Source organism: Actinomadura keratinilytica (assembly GCF_039539665.1).
Classification (GTDB): Bacteria; Actinomycetota; Actinomycetes; order Streptosporangiales; family Streptosporangiaceae; genus Spirillospora; species Spirillospora keratinilytica.
On the sequence record NZ_BAABDO010000299.1, the window covers coordinates 1 to 564 of the forward strand.

At 70.7% G+C, this 564-nt stretch carries 1 protein-coding gene and 1 pseudogene; both read left to right on the top strand.

The window, feature by feature from the left end:
* Nucleotides 1–218, top strand: a pseudogene (locus ABD879_RS32805) (hypothetical protein); the annotation flags it as partial.
* On the top strand, nt 215–564 hold a 350-nt coding region (locus ABD879_RS32810; protein ID WP_345025688.1), incomplete at its 3' end, for a Type 1 glutamine amidotransferase-like domain-containing protein. The pseudogene ABD879_RS32805 and the gene ABD879_RS32810, both read left to right, overlap by 4 nt.

The window sequence follows — 564 nt, forward strand, 5'->3', positions numbered from 1 at the left end:
CTGTGCGCAGGAGGCGGTGGGGCATCAGCCAGACAGCGGCCGTCGGGCTGGGCTTCCTGCTCGCACGCGGTCTGATGGCCTTCACGTACTTCCCGCTGATCGGTGACGTCTCCGCGGCGGCGAAGTATGCCCACAGCGCCGTCATGCTGCTCGCGGTGCTGGTCGCCGGAGCGCTGGCGCTGTCGCCTCGCGCGGGTGTGCGATCGTCTCTCCCATGAGGCTGTACCTGTCGTCGTACCAGCTCGGGGACCGCCCCGACCTGCTCGTGTCCATGGTGCGCGGCGAGCGGCGCGGATGGGTGATCGCCAATGCCCTGGACGGCGGGGATCAGGAGCGCCGCACCGCCGATACCCAGCGCCAGATCGCCTCCCTGGCGGAGCTCGGCCTCGAGGCGGTGGACCTGGACCTGCGCGAGCACGACCCCTCCTCGATCGAGGCCGCCGTGGGTCGGCCGGACTTCCTCTGGATCCGCGGCGGGAACGTCTTCACCCTGCGTATGGCGTTGGCGAGGTCAGGGATGGACGCGCTCCTGCTCGACGGCCTGCGACGGGACGCCTTCGTCTG